Here is a 22,839-nt window from a genome sequence, read left to right on the forward strand (position 1 = left end):
GTCACAATGTAAAAGAAAAGAACCAATATTAGAGATATAAAAAGAGATATTGCATCGACATAGGAGATCTCAATCTTGTTCAGCAATTGGGCAAATTAATGAAAGACTCGAATGCAAGATAATCACACAAAACTGATTCAGGACCTACCAATTTACCCTCATCAAACACATAATAACCAATTTTCGCTTTTCGATTAATATGATTTATATAAATTAATCTATAGAACTCACTCAAAAACAGTTGACTCCTTGGGTTGTCCCAGTCCATTCATCACGATGTTTCCAGTCGGATAGACTCCCTTACTTTTTTAAGGACTCATGGACTTCTCTAGCTATGTATTGATTAAGGTTGACAGTCATTGGCTTCTGTTGAACGTACTTTCCAACAGAAGCCAATGACTGGTCTGATAGCGTTGATCCATTCGACGTGAGATAAATGAAAATCCTTCTAAAACAATGGTTCTGTTCAAGCTTATGGTTGATTTATATACTAAATTAATTGGAGTGGAAATTAACAGCCCAAATTAACAAAGCACTATCAAAAAAATAACTTAGGTTCAAACTATATAGACAAATAGAAAAAACACGTAAAAGCCAGGCATTCCGCCTGGCTTTTACGTTAGTATACCTTTTTCTTCAGCATATTGTAGAGCTTGATATCGTGTAGAGAATTGATTTCCATGGAACTCTTCCAAAAGTGACACATAGAAACTTCCATCAAAACCCTGTTTGACCTTAAGTGTCACTTCAATAGCAACATTGACCAATATATCAGGAGCTTCAGTCAATTTCTTTCCGAAAAAAATAAAACCAACCGCATCTTCAGAAAACTTAAATCCCTTATCTTCTAAATACATCAAATATTCCTCAATCGTCCTTACTCTTGTTACCAACCTACATCACCTATTCGACATTAATCAATTTAATTCTACATAAACCAATTACGTTTGCCTACATTTTTCTGTAGAATAAAGGAAGTAATTCCCGTGATGATGCCAAATAATGCACCTCCAATGACCTCTGAAGGTTGGTGTCCAAGCATTTCTTTTAGTTTAGTTGGTGGTTTTTGTTTAAACTCAATGCTTTCTTGTTGGTGAGCTTTACGGACTAGTTCATCTAAACTATTGACTTTTAAAGTTAACTCACCCGCCTGCCTTCGGATTCCCTGGGCATCGTACATAACAATCAAGCCGAATACTAGCGATAGGGCAAAGTCAATCGTTGAAACGCCTCTTTTTAAGGCAATAAAAGTCGTTAATGACGAAACCCCTGCTGAATGAGAGCTCGGCATTCCTCCTGTTTGAAAAAATAGTTGTGGTTTCCATTTATTTGTTTTCAGAAAATACAATGGAATTTTCATGGCTTGAGCCATTCCAATGCTCAGCAAAGCGATAAACACTCCTCGATTCAAATACAATCACCTCCACAGTTTTAGTCTCTCCTGCTCGTGTAATGAAATTCATCACCATTGAGCATCATAAGAGAGGCGTAAGGCACACATATCTCGGCGACATACTTGATGACTGCCCTGTCACGTTTGTTTCCTCATATCAGTGGTAGCCTTATGACCTTGAATCGATGGTGAAAACCAGTCTATTCTTTTTTCTTACCTTTTAAAACCGGAGGTGATCTTAAGTGAGCAAAAACCAAAATAAAAACCGTGGCCTAATAGGGCAAAGTGTCAACCCAGAAGGACAAGGACCTGATGTTGAATTCGGAAATGAAATCTCATCTCAGTTGGAAAAAAAGGCTAAAAAGAAAAATACAAAATAAATCAGTAAAAAAGATGGTTATTGTTAAATAAGGCTGGTTTCGCAAAAATTGTTGCTTTTCGAACGAGTCTAAAAACGGTGAATTGTATTGTTTCGAGGTATCATTTCATTTACTTTTGATGTGAATCATCAGAAAAATGAAGTGCTCCACCTAAAATTAGACTAAATAGAAACAGTGTATTCGAAATGAGCCCTAAACAACCACAAGAAATCAGTCTTGTGGTTGTTTAAACCCCATAAATATATAACTCAAATTGTATCAACATTCCCTAATTATGACATAGTCATTGAAAGCAATTGATTTAACTAGTGGCTGTGCATGATTATGTACATTTTCTAGCTTTACCTATTTTCTTTCACTCTTCTTCACAGAAGAAAATAGCACACGTAAAATAAGAGTTAGTCAACTACCCTGATCAATAATACATATTGATTCACTTTTAGATAGGGGGACATGTGATTTGATTTTTGTTGGTATGCTTCCGTCTAGAATGCAAGCTGAACACTGTTATCGATCAAAGTAATACCTCCTCACAAAATATGCAGAACTCGTAGAGGAGTAGATCGACACTGACAGTTAACTAATATTTCTAGTGTTCCTATCAGCAGTTATTAAAGGCTAACTTACCTTTATGCACTACTATTCTCGCTCATCTTTCTCGTATACTATGATTATTCAATCAATAAAGAGGCTCTTCGCTATTTAGTGTTGACAAGACAATTTTCTAGGGTTCAATTGATGCTACCATTTTAGCTTAATGTCAGGATTCTACATATTGATTAAAACAAGCGAAAAACCAAACCGGACAAGGGAATGAGTTCAATTGCTCGCTCAGCATTCACCACCTGTTACAAGAATAATTGATTGAGTTCCGAAACCTACATAGTTGTTTGAACTAAACACTAAATAGCGAAGAAGCAATAAAGATTGATTTTCTCAAAAAAAAAAAAAAAAAAACACCCCATGAGCCTCCACATGGGGTGTTTATCTACTTTAGAATTTACCCTCTAGAAAGTTTATCTAAAGTGTTTCGGCCGAAGATACAATATTATGTTGAATCAAAAAACGCTTGATGCTTCTTAATTCATGTTCATCAAGAAAAATTTGGGTTTCTTCAGTAATACCTGACCAAACAGATTCTTCTGGAGAAAAAGTGACAGGCACTTCACAATGAATTTCAGCTAATGTTCTCGATAACTTTAACATCTCAAGGTCGTTTTCGATTTTTTTTCGCTGCCCTGGTGTTAGCTTTTCAAGATTGGCCAGTATCCCCTCAATGTCAGTATACTCTTGAATGAGTTTGATCGCCGTTTTCTCTCCGATGCCTTTCACCCCAGGGTATCCATCACTAGAATCGCCCATTAAGCCTTTAACATCGATAAATTGAAGTGGGGTAATCCCCTTTTCTTCAATAAATGATTGTTCTGTAAAAGTTTTATAATTGCCGAATCCTTTTTGTAGAATATGAACATCGATATTTTCTTCTAGTAGTTGTAGAAGGTCATGATCACCACTCAGTATCGAAACTTTATTTTCTGATGATAACGATTTTGCGATCGTTCCAATACAGTCATCCGCTTCGTACCCTGCTAGTCCTATATTCGGTAGCGTAAAGGCCGTTGCGGTTTCCTTCGCTAAGTCAAATTGTGGATGCAATTCCACAGGTGGTGCATCACGGTTTGCTTTGTATCCATCATACAGCTCATTTCGGAATGTGTTTGCGCCCATATCCCAGCAAACTGCTACATGTGTTGGCTTCACATAATCGATTGCAAGTAAGCTATGTTTAACGAAACCTTGCACCGCATTGGTCGGGGTTCCTTTTGAATTCATCATAAATTGACCCGTCATAGCTGTGGCAAAAAACGAGCGAAATAATAATGCCATTCCATCAATTAATAATACATTTTGTTTCATTTTATCCCTCACCTCGTCATCCATTATAGCATACGTTATTTCTTCTCTTGCTCTTTCGTAACAGGATTCTCCTCATATGATATCCAATCACTAAAGCTACCGCTGTATAATTTTACATGAGTATAACCACTTTCCTTCAATGCAATGATGTTGGGAATTGCCGTCACTCCAGATCCACAGTACACGATCAAATTCGAATCCTTCGGCAGAGAAGAAAACTGTTGAATTAATTCTTCTGTATCTTTGTAGAGTCCCTCTTCTAGAACATTCAGCCAAGGAAAATTGACAGCGGTCGGAATGTGTCCAGCCTTTTTATCGATGGGTTCTACTTTCCCTTCGTATCGCTCCTGTGCACGAGAATCAAGTAAAATAGCCTCTGATTTACCGAAAAGTACCTTTCTCACATCATCCACATCGGCAAGCATTTGTTGTTGCGGTTGAGCTATATATACTGTCTCTCTGGCCACTCTTGTCCCTTTCTCGACAGAAAATTTTGCTTTTTTCCACTCTTTAAAGCCACCATCTAGTATATACACGTTTTCATGACCTAAATAATGAAGTTGCCACCAACCTCTTGCAGCATAGGCTCCATCTCCGCGGTCATATAAAACTACTGTATCTTGACGGGTAATTCCTTTTCCTCCGAGTGTTTTCTCCATCTTTGAAATACCTGGTAAAGGATGTCTCCCACCATGCACTGAAATTTCATCTGATAAATCATGCTTTAAATCAAGATAAATTGCTCCAGGAATATGTTCTTCTTCATATTGAATTCTACCTCGACTAGAGTCTGTTAATGAATAGGAACAATCCAATACCTTCACTTTTCTTGCTACCGGCCGAGTTTGTAGCTCGTGCACCTTCAATACATATTTCATTTATAATCTCTCCTTTCTTTAGCCAACAAGGTTTTAACATGATCTTTCGGTTCCCAACAATCAAAACCATACGTGGTTTTCGTTTCAAATCCCAGCCTTTTGCAATAATACTTCATTCCTTGCGGAGTTTTTCTCGGGAGAAAATGGACACAAGTAGCACAGCAATGGTATTTATTGTACATGATCTGCTTCCGTCACTTTCCGGTACACACTTTCCCATCTCTGAATATCTTGTTCTGTACTACTCCCTTGCGTCCATGAATGGAATTGGTCCCTTGCTTCTTTTTCTGTTGAATCTAGGAAGATAGAAAATTGACCATCGACGTACTCTTTTGACCAATTAAATAACAACCCGGACATTGACTGTAAATAGGTTTTAACAATCGGTTTTAACGAGTCAGCTAGAGACTCTTTGACCAATTCTTTTTCGTTTTGTTCAAAAAAGCGCTTTGTGTTTTTAAAGAGTTTCAACGGTGATTCATACGATTGGGATAAAAAATCATCCTTAATATCTGAAAATGGTGGTGTTTGTATATTGGACCATTCGGTTGGAAAAAACACTAAATCTCCATTTATATCATTCAAATGAGTAGAAACCAAATTTGCTTTTTCACTTAACTGTTTCTTCATAAATTTTTCCAAACGAACAGTTGTTGCTCGCAATTCTTGTAGTACATCATAGGCTGTAGAATCTAGCACTTCTGATAAAGCAAGAGAAAGAGCCGTTTGTGAATCATGTTTATTAAAAAGTGAAGGGAAAAACGCTTCTTTAAAGAAATCTGAATATCTGAAAAAGACACGTTGATGAACATAAAGAAGTAACTCATCAATCTCTTGCTGAAGAACCGGATATATGCTCTGAATTGATTCGTTTGTTAATAAATCAAGAACTAGATGCGACTGGTTTTGAATTTGGTGAATGTACGTCTCATAATCGGCTACCGTTTTTTTATTGCCTTGAATTAAATGAGACAAGCGATTTTTCCCCTTATCCAAGAGGAAATTAGCAGAATCTACCACCATTTTTGTTAGTCCATTCAATAAATATGAATCAAATTCAACTTGAAATCGTTGCATCTTCTTATTTAATTCAATGAAATCTAATTTTTCTTTTAATGATTGCTGTGAGGATAAACCAAACAGCTGTGGGGAACGAATCCCATACTGCAATAGTTGTGATTCTACATAGTTCATTACTTCGGTCTCTTCCTCTTCTGACGATGCTAAATCAATCGCATTCACGATAAAAAACATCTTATCCATTTCAAAGGAATCCTTAACCCGACCCAACTGAATTAAAAATTCTCGGTCGGCTTTACTAAAAGCATGATTATAATACGTAACAAATAAAATCACATCAGCATCTTTAATATACTGAAAAGCTACATCAGTGTGGCGAGCATTAATTGAATCTGCTCCGGGTGTATCGACTAATGTAATACCTTGATTCGTAAAATCATTGTCAAGATGAACATCGATTACATCGACAAAACATGCTTGATGCTCATTCGCTGCATATCCTTCATATTCTGCTAAACTAACGGTGAGGGATTCTCCTAGCTTAGATTTCAGCAGTGAAAATCCTTTCTGAAATGCATGTAAAAAGGCAAGATGTGTGTTCTCCACTCCACTTAATTCATTTCGTTTGATGGATGAAATTTTGTCGTACGCTTCTTGAACAGAGTTGACCTTCCTTTGAAAAAACGAAAGGGAATGATTCAAGTCCTTTAGCATAACTTCAGGTGATTTCAAATGAATAATAGCCATATCCCGCTTGTTATGTTGACTTGGTTGAATTCGATTAATAGTTGCGGTCGTCGGGTTAGGTGAAACAGGTAAAGCCTTTGTCCCTAGTAAAGCATTCGCAAAAGACGACTTCCCTGCTGAAAATGCACCAAATAAAGCCACTGTAAAATGGCGTTCATCTAAACGCTTTGCTTTTTCACGTAAATTTTGTGCGAAGGATTCAAGACCCGGGATGGTGATGAACTGCTGACTCATTGAGACAAGGCGATCAATGGTCCCCTGCACATCTAGATTTTGATCTTTCGAGCTTGTTCGTTGCCATTGATCTACCAAGCTGTCTTCTTTCTTGGTTATTTCTTGTTCATTCTTCAAAATAGAATCTTTCTGCACCTCTTCGCCCTTTTCTTCTTCTAACCAGTTCTCAATTATTAATGCTGAATCTTGAAAGCCAAAATTATCAGACTCTAGCTGCAGTGTAAGCGACTCTTTTTGATTTTGAAGCTGTTCTTTTTCAAACTGGATTCCTTGAAAAGCTTCTGCTTTATGTCTAGCTTCTTCTGAAATTGCTACAAGCGGATTCTTTTGTAGATGCTTCAGCAGAAGCTCTTTGATGTCATTGGCTTGACGTTCGGCCACTTTTGTAATAATATCCGTCATTGTTTTACAATAATGCAATACGTATTCACCTGAGATTTTAGCTCCGTGGCTTTCTGCCTGCTGGATCATCTCATAGGTAACATCTACATGGAAAGAATCGATCCTTCCTTGAATTGATCCATCAGAAATCTTTAGGTTTTTGACTTTTTCAAGCAAGAAATTTTTCACATGCCAATCGAGTTGTGAAACAACGGTTCCTCGAAGAGCTTCTTGAAACGCTATGAACCGACGGTTTCGCTCTTCTTCCGTCTTACCCTTCGCAAAAAACAGCCCGACTTTGAACTCTTTTTGTGTGGAAGTTAAATAGTGTTCTGCTAAATGCCGATTTTCATAGGGCATGATATACGCATTTTGAAGGATTTTATTTCGTTCTTGATTAAAATCATCTTCCCACTTTTTTAACCATGCCCCGCTATTCACTTCTTTCCATAGTTCATAGTCCTTTAATATCTTTTCTTTTTTCTCCCAATCTTTATGCGTTAATCTCTCTACATACACCTGTACATTCTCATCATACTGCTCTTCCAACCATTGGATATGTTCCGCTAAAAGGTGATTCATGCTAACTTCAGCCGTTCCAGACATAGAGTCAAAACGATCCTGTAATTCTTCTAGAAGAAATTGCTGTAATGCTGGAAATTGATTTTCTTCGTGTTGAGGATTTTTTAAGCTTGTATAATAAATCGCTGACAAATTCACATCCCAAGATGCGAAAGAACTTGCCACAGACGCTTGAAATTGAGCAAAAGATATCTCTTCTTCGTTATGCTTATCAACTTGATTGACAATTAAATGAATGGAAGCACCCTTATCGATTAGCTCTTTTGTATACTGAAAATTCACTTGTGATTGAACATGATTATAATCCACCACATAAAAAATCAAGTCCGCCAAGTGAAGTGTAGACTCTGTTGCTAGCATATGGGCAGCATCCGTAGAATCAACACCTGGCGTATCAAGTACGGTCACCCCAGCTGGTATTTTGGACTCTCGGTGACCAATCTCAATCATATCTACGGTATCCCCGCTTTTACATAACTGCTTTACGCGGTGTGAATCAAATTCGCCTTGTATCGTGACCGGTGTTCGATGGTGGTAATAAATTTTTGTATACTCTTTTTTACTCTTTTTGATTTTCACTAAGTTAGCACTTGTTGGAATCGGACTTGAAGGAAGAAGTTCCTCTCCGGTAAGTGCATTAATCATCGTGGATTTCCCAGCAGAAAAATGTCCACAAAAAGCGATGATCCATTCTCCTTTATAGATCTTCTTTCCTAGTTGTACCGCTTTTTCAGCACGTTCTTCGTCTCCATGTTGAAGGAAAAGATCGTGCATTTGAAGTGTTTGATTGATCAAATTCTTTTGTTCACTAGATATAGTCATTGGTTATTCCCCTTGTTTTATGATAACGCTTTAATTGTAAATCATTTCCCCCTATATTCCCATTGTTTAAATTCTTTTTCTTTATTTCACTTTGCATAATAGAATTTTGATGCATCGTATCTTCAACTTTTCACTATGTTAAGGAATAGTTGATATGGTTTGAGCAAAACGAGCATATACATATTTTGAAGGAGGGGTACTGTGTTCAAGCAGAGAAAACGACGCCAACTAAGAGGTCCGTTACCCGCCACGTATGTCTTTATGATCACGTTTATCACGTTTAGTATTTTAACATTTATTAGTTTAGTGGTTATTAACCGTAACATTGAACCTAGTCTTATGAGCATTGCCGAAACCAAAACGAGACAATTTGCAGCACAGGCAATCAATGATGCAATATCCAAAAAAATCTCTGAAAATATTGATATAAATGAATTAATAGTAGAGCATGAAACCGGTGGTAAAATTTCCTACAGCTTCAATCCACAAATTTACAACCGAGCCATTTCAGAAGCTACCATCCGCGTTCAAAAATACTTAGATTACGTTGAGTCAGGTGACTTAGAAAAATTAGAATCATTTAAATCAGATATAGAAATTGAATATTCAGATGATCAGCCTCACAACGGCATCATTTACGAAATCCCGTTAGGTATGGCGACCAAAAATACATTACTATCAAATCTTGGTCCACGTGTCCCAGTCCGCTTTGAAATTTTAGGTGCTGTTACCTCTAGTGTCGACACAAAAATTATTGAATCAGGGATAAACAATACGTATTTGGAAATATACATCAAGATTAACGTACAAATGAATGTCATTATTCCTTTATCAGAGAAAAAAATTGAAATCTCCAACTCAGTAAAAATTGGCGATCTATTTTACCCAGGGGAAGTACCACAATTTTATAATGGCCAAGGAAACGGAAATCAATTTAATCCCATTGTTGTTCCAACTGACCCACCTAGTTAACTTAGGCTGTTTCTGCTAATAATATTGCTAATCTCAAAAAAATTTTGCCTCAATTAAATAAGTTTTGGAGCATCATATCGAGTTTTTTTGAATGAAATCACGTCTAATATAGAGGATTCTATTGATTATTACATTCTCTTAAACAATGCATTTGTATACATCCTTTATTAAAGGCTCGTTTCGATTACTTTGTTGCTCTAACATATAAATGGGGATAGAAACACTGTTATCATTCCTCACTTCGAATTAGAAATATTGCAAAAACTTGACCGAAGTCATCCTTCATCACGAAATAAGGACTAATTCAAAAACAGCCCTATAAAAATACTATCTCTAGAGAAGGTAGTATTTTTTGCTATTAGGGTTCTATTAAGGTATAATTATTCTTTTAATTTGATGTAGCAAAGAGGTCTGTATATGAACTGGACTAAACATAACGACACGTTTCAGATTCCCACACCAACTGATTTTAATTTTCAGGAATGTTTAGTTTTCCTGAAGCGATCGAATCAAGAGATTCTTCACCGAGTTGGTGAGCAATTCGTCGAAAAACTTTTATACATTCAGAATAATATGATATTACTCCATATCTCGTGGACACCGAAATCCTTAATCCTTCGATTCCCGTTAGGATGTCCTAGCTTTGATGAACAAAAACAGGTCGTAAAGTATGTTTGTGAATGGTTTGATTTGAGTCGGAATCTCGATGAATTTTACCTCATGGCAAGTAGAGATCCTCTTCTTGCTCCAATAGCAGAATCTTATCGAGGACTTCGAGTGATAGGATTTCCTGACTTATTTGAAGCAATCACATGGGCCATTACGGGACAACAAATCAACCTAACCTTTGCCTATACTTTACGAAAAAGATTCATTGAACACTACGGGGAATCAATTTCCGTTGGAAATCAAACATATTGGCTATATCCTAATCCCAGAAAGATCTCTTTTCTATCAATTGATGAGTTACGCTCGTTACAATTCACTGGAAGAAAAGCTGAGTACATCATTGGAGTTGCCAAGGCGATGATGAATGAACAGATCAGTAAAGCATCATTACTTCAGGAGAATAAACAGGAAGCAATCGCCTCTTTAACAGCCCTACGCGGAATTGGCGAATGGAGTGCTCATTATGTCTTGATGAAATGTTTAGGAGATATGTCTGCTTTTCCTGTTACAGATGTGGGGCTCCAAAACGCCATTAAGGATCAATTAGGACTAGAACGTAAACCAACGATTAACGAGATACACTCTTTAGCAGCAGATTGGGAAGGATGGCAGACCTATGCAACCTTTTATTTATGGCGCACTCTGTACGATTGATCAATGAATAGTAGAATAAACATCCAATCTTGCCTATCACAAAGAGCCCCTCTTCTGACAGAAGAGGGGCTCTTTTCATTTTATTTACATTGATCTTTGTGCTCTATTGACAACATTGTTTAGGACATACTTAGTGATCCCAACATACGTAACCGCAGTTGCTGAAATAAATAACCAAACCATTTAGAACACCATCCTTATTATAAGAAATCTTCTACTTGAGAATAATTTTCATCTTCATTTAGAAGTTTATCAGAAACGAGAATGATTTTCAATACCAATTATCTGATTTACTTAGTCTTTCTTGACTGTTGGAACAAATCGATACGTATGTTCATGTGTCTCTTTATAATCGGTGATTTCTTCAAGTGCTTTTTCCTCTTCTGGAATGCGAACGGCTAAAATGAGTTGGTTTAGACATCCGAAGAAGAATAGAGTCCAATATGCTTGGAACATTATCGGGATCACGATAAGTTCTATCGTAACTAGAACATAGTTTGGGTGTTTCATGTACTTATAAGGACCTTTTGCAACAACATCTGCGTTTGGTAAAACTAGGATTTTTGTATTCCAGTACTTTCCCAATGAGGATAGAACCCAGACCCTCCCTATTTGTGCCAGTAAAAATAAAATTAAAAAGAGTAACCACAAGGAATGAACCTTCCCACCAGTCCACTTAAATTCAATCAATAGCGAGACAAAAAACAAGGAATGAATGAGCACCATAAATTTGTAATGACCCTTCCCATACTCGATGGCTCCTTGGCTTTTCATCCACTTCTCATTATTTCGTGCAATAACTAATTCAATGAGCCTTTGAACAACTACAATGCCAACAAAAAGGATTGGGAACATCAACTCCACCTCAATAACAAAAGTTCTGATGAAAAACCGGGGCCAAGTGCGAATGCAAGACCGTATTGATTTCTGTCGACTTTTTTCTTTAACTGTTCTTTTAATACATAAAGTACAGTTGCAGAGGACATATTTCCATATTCGTTTAACACTTGTTTTGATAACTGCAATTGTTTTTCTGAAAGATGTAAAGAAGTTTGATACGCATCAAGCACCTTCTTACCTCCGGGATGAGCCACAATAATGGAAATATCCTCTAACTCCAGACCATATTGATTTAGAAAACCTACTGTGTTGGGCTCTAACCATGTTGAAACAAGACTTGGAATGTCTTTTGAAAACACCACAAACATTCCTTCATTTTTAACATTCCACCCCATTACATCAAGTGAATCCTTCTTTAAAGTTGACAGAGTTCCTACAATTGAAGGTTTCGGTTCTTTCAGGTGTCGACACACATCACTGTTATCTCCTGAAACTAAAGCACAAGCGACCCCATCTGCAAATAGCGCCGTACCTACAAAGTTGCTTTTACTTCGATCATTGGCTTGAAAGGTTAACGAGCAAAGTTCAACTGTTATCACTAAAACATTAGCCTTTGGATAAGCCAGACAATAGTCATAAGCGCGTGATAATCCAGCAGCACCTCCAGCACAACCTAGCCCCCAAATCGGGATTCTTTTCACGTGTGGAGAAAAAGGAAGCAAGTTCATTATTCTTGCTTCAATCGTAGGTGTAGCTAAACCTGATGTACAGATGGTGAAAATAGCATCGATGTTATCATAAGATAGCCCATCAGTAATATCTATGATAGCTTCAACAGATTTTTTCCCAAGTTCAACTGCTTTTTCTATAAATAAGTTATTTTTCTCCTCGAAGCTATGTTTTTGTTGAAACCAATCAATTTCTTGAACAAAATAGCGTGATTGAATATCTGAATTCTCAAAGATGCTCAATAAGCGATCAATATTTTTAAAAGAATCAGCAAACATATTTTTCGCAAATGAAGCAGCCTTAGCTTGGGTAATCTTATATGGAGGAAGAGCAGTCTCGACATTGATTATTTTGGGCATTAATATCACTCCTATCACTTCATTTGGATAGATTGCCCTTTATTGGATTATATTATTTAGATTCGTGTTTTTACTTTATTTTACGACAATTTTTTCACTATTCCTACACTCTTCTGCCCTTTAAAGCTGTCATATATGGTAGAATTATGTTCATAAATGCATGGAGGATATGATCATGACTCTTACGAAAACAATACAAGAAGTTCTTAACAGTAGCATAGAGGCAATTAAGGCTGTTATCCCTATGGTACTGAACATGGAAACCCCCTCTTTATTACAACAGCCACTCTACCAACATAGTATAGGTGTTCTTATTGGAATGACAGGTGATGTAAGAGGAAGAGTGATCATTGAAAGTAACGAAGAAACATTAAGTGGAATTGGAACTGTGATGTTCGGAATGCCTTTAGAGGGGGAAATGCTTGAGTCATTTGCCGGAGAACTCGGCAATATGATTGCAGGCAACCTTTCAACCAACGTTGCGCAAAAGGGTTACACCACCGATATCACTCCTCCCACCGTTATAGTGGGAAAATCCAAGATGTATGGGTTTGAGCGTGCAGTTCGTCTGCCAATTCAAATCGAAAATGCCGGAAGTTTAGATATCATATTAATGATTGAAGGTCAGTAATTACACATCTGGATCACCTGTCCGGATAAAGAAAGAACGCAATTCAAGAATTGCGTTCTTTCTTTATGTCTAATAATCGTTTATGGCAATAACGTATCTCTTGTTGTAATTTTATTCACTATTAAATGAAATCCTTCATTTAATAGTGATTTCATTCAATAAACACGAAAAGATGCCACGAAATCTATTATTTCTAGAGTATATACAGCTTCATTTAAAAGCCTTGGATGGTCATGCCTCCATCAACAAATAGTGTTTGACCGGTGATATAGTTTCCTGCTTCAGAACATAAAAACACAGTAGGTGAAACCAGTTCTTCTAATTTTCCGAGCCGATTCAAAGGGGTCACTCGAAGTATATCTTCTACATAGTTTTCATCCTGTAATAACTTTTCTGTTAAAGGCGTGGGAAAATACCAAGGACCAATAGCATTCACGTTTATATTATGCTCGCCCCACTCTAACGCAAGCACTTTGGTCATTTGAATCAATGCTGCTTTGGTCATCGCGTAAACCACTCCTGTTCGTAAGGCCACATGCCCCCCGACAGAGGAAATATTTACAATTTTTCCGTGACCTAGTTTCTGCATTCGTTCCCCAGCTTTCTGGGCCATTTGAAAGGCAGATTTTAAGTTTGTATCCATTATGATGTTCCACTCTTCTGTTGTTACATCCAACGCCTTCGACCGAATATTCATCCCCGCATTATTAATTAATATATCCACAGATCCCACTTCTTCATCTATTCGTTTAAAGAGCGACTCGACTGCTTTTTCAGAAGTGACGTCTGTTGGCATCACCCAGTATGATACATTTTGATTTTTAATATGTATTGCTGTTTCTTCTAAATTGGCTTTTGTACGAGATACAAGAATAACATTGGCTCCAGCTTCAGCAAGACCAATTGCAACGGCCTGGCCAATCCCTCTTCCAGCTCCAGTAACAACTGCATTCTTTCCATGAAGATTAAAGGATGATAAATACAAGGCAAACACCTCTTCCAGCTTAATATGCTAATTTTACCATATTTTCCTAGATGTTTGCCTATCAGACTAGTTTTTTTTTGTAGACTTTTCTTGATGTAAGCTAGTAATGACAATCTTCTGCTCAATTGGTCCTAAGCAAATTAAGCAAGTTCCACAATCGTTATAAAGAACCATGCATTGCTTGCAATAGTATTTCTCCATAAAAGATCCTCCTATCTGCTTTATTTATCCTATTCTTATCTAATGATTTTCTTTACAGGTAATAAAAGGAATGAAAAGGAAAATATTCTTCACACTTTTTTCACAAATTTATGCACTTGATGTGATTTTTATCACAGAAGCAATTGGTTTTCACCTCTATGATAGTGTTAACAGTAAAAATTGTTTTTTTAAGGGAAAGGAGCAAGTCACATGGGAAAACCACAATCTCAATTGCCTCATAATCCAAAAAGTAAACTTGAAAATGAGCGAAACTCATTAAAAGGGACTCTGGCTGCCGTTTCAATACTCGGTGCATTTATTGTTGTTACCTGGTTTATCGTATTTTATATTTTTATCGATCGTTTTTAGGGAAGGGAGAAGATTTATATGCACATGCATCGTTATGAAAAATGGTGGCTTACTTTAGGAACTGGTTCTCTTATTTTATTTTTAACAATTTTAGGAATATCGGCCTTCCATCAAGGTCATGAACCGCCAAGTGCCAATGCAATTGTGGACCCAGAGCGTGTGGGAGAGTTTAGTCCATTTGATGAACCTGGCCTTAAGAAAGTTGATGGAAAAGAGTGGGATTATGAATTGGTATTCGTCGCTTCTGCATTTTTTTACGATCCGGGAGAAATTGAAATCCCAAAAGATTCAACGGTGAAAATTATTGCAACAACAAAAGATGTCGTTCATGGCTTTGAAGTGGCTGGAACAAACATCAATATGATGCTTGAACCTGGTTATATAAGTGAATATGTTACAACTATGGATAAATCTGGTGAATATTTAGTTCTATGTAACGAGTATTGTGGTGTTGGCCACCATACAATGAAATCAATGATTAAGGTGGTGGAGTAACATGAATACCAATACCTCTTTTATAAAAGTAGATAAAAAAGATGCAAGTTTAGCGATGGCTCATTTATATGTTGCTTTTATCGCCCTAGCCTTAGGTGGACTCGCTGGACTCCTTCAAGTATTAGTTCGTTCAGGTAGATTCACGCTTCCTTTTAATATAGGATACTATCAAGTTCTTACAGTACATGGTGTTTTACTTGGACTTATACTAACAACATTTTTTATTTTAGGTTTTCAAATTGCGGCCATTAGTCGTACATCTGGTACATTTTCTCCAACAGCTCGCCGTCTAGGCTGGATTGGTTTTTGGGTGATGGTTCTTGGTACTGCGATGGCTTCAGTCATGGTTTTATTAAATGAAGCTACCGTTTTATATACGTTTTACGCGCCTCTTCAAGCGCACTGGATATTTTACCTTGGGCTAACCTTTGTTGTAGTTGGTAGTTGGATTGGTGGAGCGGGGATGATCGTCGTTTATGTTTCATGGCGTAAAGCAAATCCAGGCCAGCCAAGCCCCCTCTTAACATTTATGGCTGTTATCAATACAGTCTTATGGATTGTGGCGACACTAGGAGTTGCTGCAACGGTATTATTCCAATTACTTCCTTGGTCGCTAGGTCTTGTTGATCGTGTAGATGTATTAGTTAGTCGTACACTATTCTGGTATTTTGGGCATCCTCTTGTGTATTTCTGGTTGCTTCCAGCTTACATGGCTTGGTATGTCATTATACCTAAAATCATCGGAGCGAAAATTTTCTCTGACTCACTAGCACGTATGTCTTTTATCCTATTTCTACTATTCTCGATTCCTGTTGGATTTCACCATCAACTAGTAGAACCAGGAATTGATCCTTTCTGGAAGTTTTTACAAGTTATATTAACTTTTATGGTTGTCATTCCATCATTAATGACTGCTTTCTCACTATTTGCATCATTTGAGCAATTTGGTCGTCATAAAGGGGCAACAGGTCTATTCGGATGGTTCAAAAAAATGCCCTGGAAAGATGCTCGCTTTCTCGTACCATTCATTGGTATGGTCGCCTTTATCCCTGCTGGTGCCGGTGGATTAATCAATGCATCTAATCAGATGAATCAAGTGGTTCATAACACCATTTGGATAACAGGTCACTTCCACTTGACGTTAGCTACTTCTGTTGTGTTAACATTCTTTGCTATCATGTACTGGCTCGTTCCCCATTTAACAGGACGAGTCTTAACGAAAGCGATGAATAAATTAGCAATCTTCCAAGCTATCGTATGGACCGTCGGGATGACAATTATGTCAGGTTCGATGCATATCGTTGGACTATTAGGGGCTCCGCGTCGTTCTTCCTTTTCGACTTACGGAGATTCTGCACAAGCACTTGAATGGATTCCTTATCAAGTAGCTCAAGCAGTTGGCGGAAGTATTTTGTTCCTAGGGATCGTTCTTGTTCTCTACATTTTCATCAACCTTGCCTTCTTCGCTCCAAAAGGAGAAGAAGAGTTCCCGATCGGTGAAGTATCTGATGCTGCTGAAAAAACACCGATGTTTCTTGAAAACTGGAAAATTTGGTTAACCGTACTTGCAGCCTTGATTCTAGTCGCGTACAGCGTTCCATTCCTTGATATGATTCAAAATGGACCTCCTGGATCAAAAGGATTCAAATTATGGTAGTTTGATTTTTAAAGGCTGTTTTCGCAAAGTTTGTTGCTTTTCGTATACATTAATAATCTATGATATAGCTTTGATTCGGGCATCATTTCGTCTGTTTTTGATGGAAATCAACAAGGAAATGGAGGTTTTAGTCAAAAATCAGATGAAATAGCCACAATGGATACGAAAAGAGCCTTTTTAAAAAAGCGAAAGAGATTTTTAATCTCTTTCGCTTTTTTGCATGATATTTACTGATTCCTTTCCTCTGTTTCCTCCTCTCCCTTTGTATTCGCTAATTAATCGAGTTGTGGAAACCTGTTTCTAGTTTTCCTGTTTTCTCTCCATAGCCTCTAATTCTTTTTTGACTAACGTCTTTTTCATATACACTGTTGCTATTTAACTTTCTTTTCAATAGAATCCCTCATATTTTCAATAATTTTATTTAAAAAAGCTATTGCTTTTCGTACCAGTCTGTAAACGTTGATATAGCTTTGTTTCGGGCATCATTTCGTCTATTTTTAATGGAAATCAACAGTGAAATGGGCGATTTAATCAAAAATCAGATGAAATAGCCACATTGTATACGAAAAGAGCCTTAAAAAAAGACAAAAAACTGCCCCTAATCCTTATATTTTCAGGAATTATAAACGGTTACAAAAGTTTACATTAATTGCAAAAACAGCCTTTTGAAAAAAGCATCTTCTTAATAAAGAAGATGCTTTTTTTATTTATAATCCATATACCTTTGAATATTTGTCTTTTAAGTATGTGATTAAATGACTTGCATTTAATCCTTCACCCGTTGCATCCTTTAATATTTCTAGAGGTTTTTTCATTTTACCATGTTGATGTACTCTCTCTGTTAACCATTCCTTGATTGGTGCAAGATCCCCTTTTTCAAGAAGTTGCTCAAAATGAGGTAGATCTGTCAGCATGCTCGTTTTCAACTGTGCGGCATACATATAACCCAAAGCATAGGAAGGGAAATAGCCGAAACTGCCACCTGCCCAGTGGACGTCTTGTAGGACTCCTTCACTGTCATTCGAAGGTGTTACGCCTAAATATTCTTCATATTTTTCATTCCAAACCCTCGGTAGATCTTTTACTTCTATCTCATCATTAAATAAGCCTTTTTCAATTTCATATCGAATGATAATATGCAAGGCATAGGTTAATTCATCCGCCTCAATACGGATTAGAGATGGTTTTGATTCATTGATTGCACGATAAAAATTGTCTAAGGAAATCGGATCAAATTGGCCAGATGCATACGTTTTCAATAAGTCGTAATTTTTCTTCCAAAACGCATAATCTCTCCCGATAAAGTTTTCATAAAATAGTGATTGTGATTCGTGTATACCCATAGAAGTACCCGTGCAAAGGGGTGTACCTATCAAATCAGCAGCAATATTTTGTTCATACAACGCATGTCCACCTTCGTGGATCGTTCCAAATACAGCGGTTCTCCAATCACTTTCATCATATTTCGTGGTCACTCGAACATCCCCAGGATTTAATCCAATCGCAAAGGGATGGACGGTTTCGTCAAGTCGACCTGCTTGAAAGTCATAACCCATTTGCTTTAATATTTCTAGGCTGAATTCTTTTTGCTTTTGTTTTGGAAAGGACTTAAATAGAAAATCTGTTTGGGGTTGGCTTGCTTCTTTAATTTGGTGGACGAGTGGAACAATTTCGTTTCGTAATTGCCCAAACACTTCATCTAAGACACTAACCGTCACTCCAGGCTCGAACATATCTAATAGGGTATTGTATTTATTGTCTTCATATCCCCAATAATCAATGAACTTTTTGTTAAAGTCTACTAATTTTTCTAAATATGGACGGAACTTTTCAAAATCGGAAGCTTCTTTCGCTTCTTCCCAAACATTTTCAGCTTGTGATTGAAGAACTACATATTGTTTATACTCTGCTGCGGGTATTTTTTTATTTCGTTCGTAATTTTTTTTACATTCTTCAAGAATTGTACGTACGCTAGCTGATAAATCTTGCTTTTGAGAAGACAGTTCTCTTATGTATGCTGCCATTTTATCCGATGTAGACATTTCAAAGACATCTTCTGATAACATGCCGATCACTTCTGACCGTTGTTCAACACCCTTTTTCGGTGCTCCCGTTCGAAGATCCCAGAAAATTAAACCTAGCGCTTCGTTATAAGCTGTCATTTTCTTTACGTACTCTAAAAATTCATTCACAATGGTTTCTAACTTCAAATTGATTCCCTCCTTAGTTTCTTCCTATTATTTTATCATATTAGTAGAGAGTGAAGGTTATATTACTGTACCCACTCTACTAATTATTTTCAAAGGCTGTTATCGCAAAGATTGTGGCTTTTCGTATTAGTTTATATTCTATGATTTAGCTTTGTTTGGGGCATCATTTCGCCTATTTTTGATGAAAATCAACATGAAATGGAGGATTTAGTCAAAAATCAGATGAAATAGCCACAATGTATACGAAAAGAGCCTTATACATAGAAAGTTTTAAAATGAGTGATATAATGATGTCCAATCTGAAAAAACCTTGCCTGCATTGGAGGCAAGGTTTTTCTCTATGGCTGTTTTCGCAAACTTTGTTGTTTTTGAACCAGTCTACAAACGGTGATTTAGCTTTGTTTCAGGTCATCTTTTCGTCAATTTTTGATGGGAATCAACAATGAAATGGAGGGTTCAGTCAAATCTTAGATGAACTAGCCACAATGTATACGAAAAGAGCCTTCAATATTAATATTTTTGGATTTTTGCTGTCGTTGGCAGTACAGATTCGATTACTGGTATTAGATTTCGCTCACTTTGACTCACGAGAATTTTAACGTTTCCTTCATCTTCTGATGTACGAATTAATCGACCTATCCCTTGTCTTAAGCGTAGTAACATATAAGGTAAGTCCACTTCATTAAACGGATTCGTTGTTCCTTGACGCTTTGCTTCAAAGACAGGATCGAATGGAGGGAAAGGAAGCGCGTGAATGAGTACTGAACTTAACGACTCTCCTGGTATATCTAGCCCTTCCCATAAATGGTACGTACAAAGAACGCTATTAATGTCATTTTGAAAATGTGAAACGAGGTTTGATATTTCTTCTGCCCCTTCGTAATACATGGAAAATGGCATGTCAGGATGTGTCTTCATAAAGTCTTTAAATTGCAGCAAATCTTTATTCGTTGCAAACAAAATAAGCGATCTACCTTCTGACCCTTGAAGTTGTTTCAGTAGGAATGCAAACGAGTTCTGTTCATGTTGTTTAAATACATTAATTTCAATGTTCATTTTTTCATCATATTCAAATGGTGAATTCACTGTAAAGGATGAGTAGTCCTCGATCCCCAAACTTTGGGCCATATAGGTGAAGTCTTTATTACTGGAGAGCGTGGCAGATGAAAAAACATACGGTTTTTTCTGAGAAAACACTTCTTCTTTTAAGACTTCTTGAACTAAGCGAGGCATCATGACTAATGTCGTGTGCCGCTCGTCTTCTTCCAACCAAATGATGCCTGCATTATCTGATACAAATAAGGTTAAAGAATAGAGCATTTGCTCTAAGTATTCTTCCACTACTCGAAGATCATATTCGGCAATCACAAATAACTCACCTTCAAAAACAAGTTCGTCTGTCAGTTGATCAATGGTAAACTTCAATTTCTTTGCAACATCAAGTACGGATTTTGTACGTTCAATATGAAGTCTTTCTTCTCCTGTAGGAGAAAAACTATTGGCACGAAGGTGTTTAAATAATTGCTCATTCAAAATTAATACTTCATCAATTAAATGCAAAGTTTTTTCTCGAATGTCGTTGCTTGTCAGCATCTCTAAAACATCTTCTACAGTGTTTTCAGTCATTTTATAGGTTAAAGCTTTTTGCGAAGCAAATTCTAATAAATGCCCTTCATCAAACACGACCGAGCTAGATTCAGGGAGAAGAGGTAATTGACCTTCTCGCTTTCGAGATTCTTTAGTCCAGATATGCTCCATATAGAAATCATGTGAGCAAATAATCAAATCTTTCGCTTTACGATAGGTCTCACGTTGAAGAGTCAAACCACAGCGGTGACGAATATCACATGATAAACAGTCCTGCGTCGCATCCCAATTAATCATCGACCATTTTTCATCATTTAAGTCAGGATGATCTTTTCGGTCCCCATACGCTTCATACTTAGACATCGTCTTTGGATTAGTCACAAACTCTGGTAACTCTTCATAGATATCCATAAATTCATCATGTTTCGTTTCGTTAATTTGTAACTTTTTCACACAAAGATATTGATCTCTTGATTTTGCTAAGCGAACATCGATCGATAATCCAAGTGCCGATTCAAGTTTATGAATATCTCCCTCTTTTTTCACAAGTTGCTCGATTAAAGTTTCATCGGCACAGGCAATAATTCCGGGTTTCCCCGTGTATCTTGCATAACAAAGACTATATAGTAAATATGCAAGCGTCTTGCCCGTTCCAACACCTGCTTCTGCGAACATTACCTCTTTATTTTGAAAGGCTTTCTCAAGTTGAAACGCCATGAAAATTTGTTCGTCACGTATTTCAAACCCTTTTTCAGGAAGAATGTCGTAAAATACGTCACCGATCCACTCTCCTAATGCTTCATAAAACGACTGTTCCTTTGTTAAAGGAAAGGGCAGACTCTTTGTCACATACATCGTCCTCTCTTGTTCAATCGAAAGCGCAAGCGATCGTGTTCGCTTGCGCTTTTCCTCATATTTATTTTCTAACCTCTTGGTGGCTTAGGTCCCCAATATTGATATAGGTCCGTTCTAATAAACCCGTTAAAGAGTTTTCTCTTTTTGGTCGCATCTTTCCCATATTGCTTTTCAAATGCTTCATAGGAAGTCAATATATAAATCGACCATGTATCCAATGAGCGAAACGCTTCACCCATGTCACGGTACATAAGTTCAACTTCATCACGATCTCCTAGGCGTTCTCCATACGGTGGATTTCCGATGATGACTCCGTATTCTTTGTTAGAGGTGAAATCTTTTACTTGCATTTGCTTAAATGAAATTAAATCTCCAAATCCCGCTTCAAAAGCATTATTTTTAGCGATTTCAATCATGCGATGATCGAAATCGGTACCTAAAATATCCACTTCTTGATCATAATTAGCAAGGTCCTCTACTTCCATGCGAACAGAGTCCCACATCGTTTTTTCCATCCAAGGCCATTCTTCTGAAAGGAAATCACGATTAAAACCAGGCGCAATGTTTTGACCAATCATGGCAGCTTCAATTGGAATTGTGCCTGACCCACAAAATGGATCAACAAATGGTCGCTCCGGTGTCCAGCGACTTAGTTGAACAAGAGCAGCTGCTAACGTTTCTTTCAGCGGTGCTTCTCCTTGAGCGGCCCGATAACCTCTTTTATGCAAGCCAGCTCCACTCGTGTCCAAAAGGAGAGAGGCTTTGTCTTTATGAATCGCAATTTCTATTTTGAATAGAGGTCCATCCTCAGCAAGCCAACTCGTTTGTTTATACGAATTTTTGAGCCGGTCGACTATAGCTTTCTTCACAATAGCTTGGCAATCAGGTACGCTGTATAATTTTGATTTAACCGATTTCCCTTGAACCGGAAATTCTGCATTTACTGGCAATAAGTCTTCCCATGGCAAAGCTTTTGTATTCTCAAAAAGCTCATCAAAACTATATGCTTTAAACTCTCCTACTAGTACCTTCACTCGATCTGCGGTTCTTAGCCACATATTCGAGCGCGCAATAGCACGCTCGTCTCCTGAGAAAATCACTTTCCCATTTTCAACCTGACAATCGTACCCTAAATTTTTCACTTCATTCGCTACCACTGCTTCAAGTCCCATTGCTGAGGTTGCAATAATTGTATATTTTGACATAATTCCACCCTTATCCAATAAAGTCCATAACCTTTTCCTTCATTTTCCTTTGGCGTTAGATTCTTTC

General features: G+C 37.3%; 18 protein-coding genes. 7 read left to right on the plus strand and 11 right to left on the minus strand.

The genetic code is table 11. From position 1 onward, the window contains the following. Positions 1-614: 614 nt before the first annotated feature. Positions 615-893, minus strand: a complete 279-nt coding sequence (locus U8D43_RS03750; protein ID WP_335869648.1) for a DUF6123 family protein — start codon at positions 891-893, stop codon at positions 615-617. A gap of 35 nt (positions 894-928) precedes the next feature. Then, a complete protein-coding gene (locus tag U8D43_RS03755) occupies positions 929-1,411 on the minus strand; it encodes a divergent PAP2 family protein (protein ID WP_335869649.1) in 483 nt (160 codons plus the stop codon). Between the two features lie 224 nt (positions 1,412-1,635). Here U8D43_RS03755 and U8D43_RS03760 point away from each other — a divergent pair, with 224 nt between their 5' ends. Continuing rightward, complete coding sequence (locus U8D43_RS03760; RefSeq protein ID WP_335869650.1) at positions 1,636-1,773, plus strand: small, acid-soluble spore protein L; 138 nt, start codon at positions 1,636-1,638, stop codon at positions 1,771-1,773. A gap of 1,020 nt (positions 1,774-2,793) precedes the next feature. Here U8D43_RS03760 and U8D43_RS03765 read toward each other — a convergent pair. The 3 genes from U8D43_RS03765 to U8D43_RS03775 form a co-directional block, all read right to left on the minus strand. Next, positions 2,794-3,690, minus strand: a complete 897-nt coding sequence (locus U8D43_RS03765; protein WP_335869651.1) for a 5'-3' exonuclease — start codon at positions 3,688-3,690, stop codon at positions 2,794-2,796. A 35-nt stretch (positions 3,691-3,725) separates the two neighbouring features. Continuing rightward, positions 3,726-4,568: a sulfurtransferase gene (locus tag U8D43_RS03770; RefSeq protein ID WP_335869652.1), complete on the minus strand. Its 843-nt coding sequence runs from the start codon at positions 4,566-4,568 to the stop codon at positions 3,726-3,728. Between the two features lie 171 nt (positions 4,569-4,739). Beyond that, positions 4,740-8,354: a dynamin family protein gene (locus U8D43_RS03775; RefSeq protein ID WP_335869653.1), complete on the minus strand. Its 3,615-nt coding sequence runs from the start codon at positions 8,352-8,354 to the stop codon at positions 4,740-4,742. Positions 8,355-8,555: 201 nt separating this feature from the next. Between U8D43_RS03775 and yunB the strand changes: the two genes are divergently transcribed. Together yunB and U8D43_RS03785 are read left to right on the plus strand one after the other, a co-directional pair. Continuing rightward, the gene (yunB, locus tag U8D43_RS03780) at positions 8,556-9,326 is read left to right on the plus strand and encodes a sporulation protein YunB (protein WP_335869654.1); all 771 of its coding nucleotides are present in this window, start codon (positions 8,556-8,558) and stop codon (positions 9,324-9,326) included. A 417-nt stretch (positions 9,327-9,743) separates the two neighbouring features. After that, positions 9,744-10,649, plus strand: a complete 906-nt coding sequence (locus U8D43_RS03785; RefSeq protein ID WP_335869655.1) for a DNA-3-methyladenine glycosylase family protein — start codon at positions 9,744-9,746, stop codon at positions 10,647-10,649. 294 nt (positions 10,650-10,943) lie between these two features. Here the strand turns inward: U8D43_RS03785 and U8D43_RS03790 are convergent, their stop codons facing one another. Together U8D43_RS03790 and U8D43_RS03795 are read right to left on the minus strand one after the other, a co-directional pair. Continuing rightward, positions 10,944-11,504: an isoprenylcysteine carboxyl methyltransferase family protein gene (locus tag U8D43_RS03790; protein WP_335869656.1), complete on the minus strand. Its 561-nt coding sequence runs from the start codon at positions 11,502-11,504 to the stop codon at positions 10,944-10,946. Continuing rightward, complete coding sequence (locus tag U8D43_RS03795) at positions 11,504-12,577, minus strand: type III polyketide synthase (RefSeq protein ID WP_335869657.1); 1,074 nt, start codon at positions 12,575-12,577, stop codon at positions 11,504-11,506. Before U8D43_RS03795 ends, U8D43_RS03790 begins: the two co-directional genes overlap by 1 nt. A 175-nt stretch (positions 12,578-12,752) precedes the next feature. On the opposite strand from U8D43_RS03795, the gene U8D43_RS03800 reads away from it, so the two are divergent. Further along, the gene (locus tag U8D43_RS03800) at positions 12,753-13,208 is read left to right on the plus strand and encodes a chemotaxis protein CheX (protein ID WP_335869659.1); all 456 of its coding nucleotides are present in this window, start codon (positions 12,753-12,755) and stop codon (positions 13,206-13,208) included. Between the two features lie 214 nt (positions 13,209-13,422). On the opposite strand, the gene U8D43_RS03805 is transcribed toward U8D43_RS03800, so the two are convergent. After that, positions 13,423-14,193 (minus strand): SDR family NAD(P)-dependent oxidoreductase, encoded by a 771-nt coding sequence (locus tag U8D43_RS03805; protein ID WP_335869660.1) that lies wholly within the window; start codon positions 14,191-14,193, stop codon positions 13,423-13,425. A gap of 411 nt (positions 14,194-14,604) precedes the next feature. Here U8D43_RS03805 and U8D43_RS03810 point away from each other — a divergent pair, with 411 nt between their 5' ends. The 3 genes from U8D43_RS03810 to U8D43_RS03820 are packed head-to-tail and all read left to right on the plus strand — an operon-like array spanning position 14,605 to position 16,915. Next, positions 14,605-14,763 carry a cytochrome c oxidase subunit 2A gene (locus tag U8D43_RS03810; RefSeq protein ID WP_335869661.1) on the plus strand — a complete coding sequence of 53 codons (159 nt, stop codon included), beginning with the start codon at positions 14,605-14,607 and terminating at the stop codon, positions 14,761-14,763. An 18-nt stretch (positions 14,764-14,781) separates the two neighbouring features. Next, a complete protein-coding gene (locus U8D43_RS03815) occupies positions 14,782-15,258 on the plus strand; it encodes a cytochrome c oxidase subunit II (protein ID WP_335869662.1) in 477 nt (158 codons plus the stop codon). 1 nt (position 15,259) lies between these two features. After that, positions 15,260-16,915, plus strand: coding sequence for a b(o/a)3-type cytochrome-c oxidase subunit 1 (locus tag U8D43_RS03820; RefSeq protein WP_335869663.1), 1,656 nt, complete (start codon positions 15,260-15,262; stop codon positions 16,913-16,915). A gap of 707 nt (positions 16,916-17,622) precedes the next feature. Here U8D43_RS03820 and U8D43_RS03825 read toward each other — a convergent pair. The 3 genes from U8D43_RS03825 to U8D43_RS03835 all read right to left on the minus strand — a co-directional run bounded on the left by U8D43_RS03825 (position 17,623) and on the right by U8D43_RS03835 (position 22,772). After that, entirely contained in the window at positions 17,623-19,125 is a 1,503-nt protein-coding gene (locus tag U8D43_RS03825; protein WP_442893549.1) for a carboxypeptidase M32, read from the minus strand. A 510-nt stretch (positions 19,126-19,635) separates the two neighbouring features. Beyond that, positions 19,636-21,567, minus strand: coding sequence for an ATP-dependent DNA helicase (locus U8D43_RS03830; RefSeq protein WP_335869664.1), 1,932 nt, complete (start codon positions 21,565-21,567; stop codon positions 19,636-19,638). Positions 21,568-21,635: 68 nt separating this feature from the next. Continuing rightward, a complete protein-coding gene (locus U8D43_RS03835; RefSeq protein WP_335869665.1) occupies positions 21,636-22,772 on the minus strand; it encodes a THUMP domain-containing class I SAM-dependent RNA methyltransferase in 1,137 nt (378 codons plus the stop codon). Positions 22,773-22,839: the final 67 nt, after the last annotated feature.

It is taken from the genome of Bacillus sp. 2205SS5-2 (assembly GCF_037024155.1).
Classification (GTDB): domain Bacteria; phylum Bacillota; class Bacilli; order Bacillales; family Bacillaceae_K; genus Bacillus_CI.

What these genes read in the sequence shown, in the direction of transcription:
- U8D43_RS03765 (WP_335869651.1), bottom strand. Translation starts at nt 3,690, where the DNA reads ATGAAACAAAATGTATTATTAATTGATGGAATGGCATTATTATTTCGC.
- U8D43_RS03770 (WP_335869652.1), bottom strand. Translation starts at nt 4,568, where the DNA reads ATGAAATATGTATTGAAGGTGCACGAGCTACAAACTCGGCCGGTAGCA.
- U8D43_RS03775 (WP_335869653.1), bottom strand. Translation starts at nt 8,354, where the DNA reads ATGACTATATCTAGTGAACAAAAGAATTTGATCAATCAAACACTTCAA.
- U8D43_RS03785 (WP_335869655.1), top strand. Translation starts at nt 9,744, where the DNA reads ATGAACTGGACTAAACATAACGACACGTTTCAGATTCCCACACCAACT.
- U8D43_RS03790 (WP_335869656.1), bottom strand. Translation starts at nt 11,504, where the DNA reads ATGTTCCCAATCCTTTTTGTTGGCATTGTAGTTGTTCAAAGGCTCATT.
- U8D43_RS03795 (WP_335869657.1), bottom strand. Translation starts at nt 12,577, where the DNA reads ATGCCCAAAATAATCAATGTCGAGACTGCTCTTCCTCCATATAAGATT.
- U8D43_RS03800 (WP_335869659.1), top strand. Translation starts at nt 12,753, where the DNA reads ATGACTCTTACGAAAACAATACAAGAAGTTCTTAACAGTAGCATAGAG.
- U8D43_RS03810 (WP_335869661.1), top strand. Translation starts at nt 14,605, where the DNA reads ATGGGAAAACCACAATCTCAATTGCCTCATAATCCAAAAAGTAAACTT.
- U8D43_RS03815 (WP_335869662.1), top strand. Translation starts at nt 14,782, where the DNA reads ATGCACATGCATCGTTATGAAAAATGGTGGCTTACTTTAGGAACTGGT.
- U8D43_RS03820 (WP_335869663.1), top strand. Translation starts at nt 15,260, where the DNA reads ATGAATACCAATACCTCTTTTATAAAAGTAGATAAAAAAGATGCAAGT.
- U8D43_RS03830 (WP_335869664.1), bottom strand. Translation starts at nt 21,567, where the DNA reads ATGTATGTGACAAAGAGTCTGCCCTTTCCTTTAACAAAGGAACAGTCG.
- U8D43_RS03835 (WP_335869665.1), bottom strand. Translation starts at nt 22,772, where the DNA reads ATGTCAAAATATACAATTATTGCAACCTCAGCAATGGGACTTGAAGCA.